We start from the raw sequence: 559 nt of genomic DNA, 5'->3' as shown, positions 1-559 counted from the left end.
CTTGTGGGAGGCAGCTTGCTGGCGAAAAAGGCCTGAAAACTGGCAGATATTCTGCGTCTGTACGTGAAGTCGCCAGCAAGCTGCCTCCCACAAAGTGATTCATTGACCTTGACTGATCGGCACTGCCCGGTAGGAGCGAATTCATTCGCGAAGAACAGGACTGTGCAACCAATAAAAAACCCGCCATCAATACGACTGGCGGGTTTTTTGTACATCACGTCCGGATTACAGATCCTTGACGGTACGTACCTGATCCTTGTTGATGCGGGTCTGCTTGCCATCGAGTTGCTTGAACTCGTAGAAGCCCGAATCTTCATCGTAGTGAGGGGTGTCTACGGACTGGATTTCACGGCCATCATTCAGAGTGATTACAGTTGGCGATGCGCAGCCTGCGAGGGAAGCAATACCCAGTGCCAGCAAAAAGGCGGCAGGAAGAGTGCGTTGTTTCATGACAGTGTCTCCGGATGGACTCTTGGTTAATGACTCTCAGACGTATACACCTTCTGCAAGTTCCATGAAAAGTTCATTGAGCCTGTTCATTGATCTGACTCAGCAATTC

At 50.3% G+C, this 559-nt stretch carries 2 protein-coding genes; both read right to left on the bottom strand.

Annotated features, from left to right (window positions below; translation table 11 throughout):
• Positions 1 to 218, bottom strand: a 218-nt coding sequence (locus NRB16_RS29070) for a hypothetical protein (RefSeq protein ID WP_257107590.1), incomplete at its 3' end; no start/stop codon positions are given.
• Between the two features lie 7 nt (positions 219 to 225).
• Entirely contained in the window at positions 226 to 450 is a 225-nt protein-coding gene (locus NRB16_RS29065; RefSeq protein WP_025260518.1) for a YgdI/YgdR family lipoprotein, read from the bottom strand.
• Between the last annotated feature and the right edge of the window lie 109 nt (positions 451 to 559).

The organism is Pseudomonas sp. LJDD11 (genome assembly GCF_024584215.1).
GTDB lineage: Bacteria > Pseudomonadota > Gammaproteobacteria > Pseudomonadales > Pseudomonadaceae > Aquipseudomonas.
The sequence above is the reverse complement of the archived record's forward strand: the minus strand, read 5'-3'. Positions and strand labels throughout refer to the sequence as shown.

What these genes read in the sequence shown, in the direction of transcription:
- NRB16_RS29065 (WP_025260518.1), bottom strand. Translation starts at nt 450, where the DNA reads ATGAAACAACGCACTCTTCCTGCCGCCTTTTTGCTGGCACTGGGTATT.